The sequence below is a fragment of the Gardnerella vaginalis genome (assembly GCF_001546485.1).
Classification (GTDB): Bacteria; Actinomycetota; Actinomycetes; order Actinomycetales; family Bifidobacteriaceae; genus Bifidobacterium; species Bifidobacterium vaginale_D.
On record NZ_KQ956884.1, the window covers coordinates 1 to 818 of the forward strand.

The 818-nt window shown below is 45.1% G+C and carries 1 pseudogene; it reads left to right on the forward strand.

Going from position 1 to position 818, the window contains the following annotated elements:
- A pseudogene (locus HMPREF3208_RS06830) lies at positions 1 to 312 on the forward strand (hypothetical protein); the annotation flags it as partial.
- Positions 313 to 818: the final 506 nt, after the last annotated feature.

The following is an 818-nucleotide window of genomic DNA, read 5'->3' on the forward strand; positions in this document are numbered from 1 at the left end:
GAACCAACACCGGAACCAACACCGGAACCAACGCCAGAACCTGCGCCGACCCCTGCGCCGACCCCAGAACATGAATCTGGTTCTCATGATTCTGATGAACACACTGGCAACAGTGAAAACAACAGGAATAAGAGCAATAACACTCAGTTACAAGCTCCTAAGTCTCCTGCACGTCACTCCTCCGGTCAGGTTGCGCAATCAAAGTTAACCAATACAGGCTCTGCAATTGCTGCAGCAGGCGCTGTTGCTGCACTCGCAGCCGCAATAGGTACTGCACTCGCAGTCATTATTCGCAGGAAGAAGCGCGACTAAACGTTGGTGGTGCAACAAATATTAAAATTGAATAAATAATATACATATGCTCCGTGATAAAAGGGTTCGCGAAATTTACGACAACTCTTCAACCACGGAGCATTGTTATATCTGTAAATCTATAGAACTGTAGGCTACAGAGGTATAGGATACTGAGGTATAGGTGCGACAAATAGATGCCGTTAAATAATCTGGGTACTGGTAGTGGGTACTGGTTAGCGGCATACCACTGCGATAATGACAGCGTACTACTGGCATTAGGTAATATCAGGCAACATACGCAATGCTACACGTACTAAATATGGCATACTGAACTACAGAGCTACTTACGTGATTTTTAACGCAACTCCAATCGCCTCACATTTTTCCGGCAAATGTTCCAACAGCTTTGCAGTTGTGCTTCTGCGAACGGTGAGTATTTGTTGATTAGTGAACTTTAACAGTATTGCTCTGCTGACGTTGAGTACTTGTTGCTTAGAGAACACTAGCATTCATGCTGCTGCACA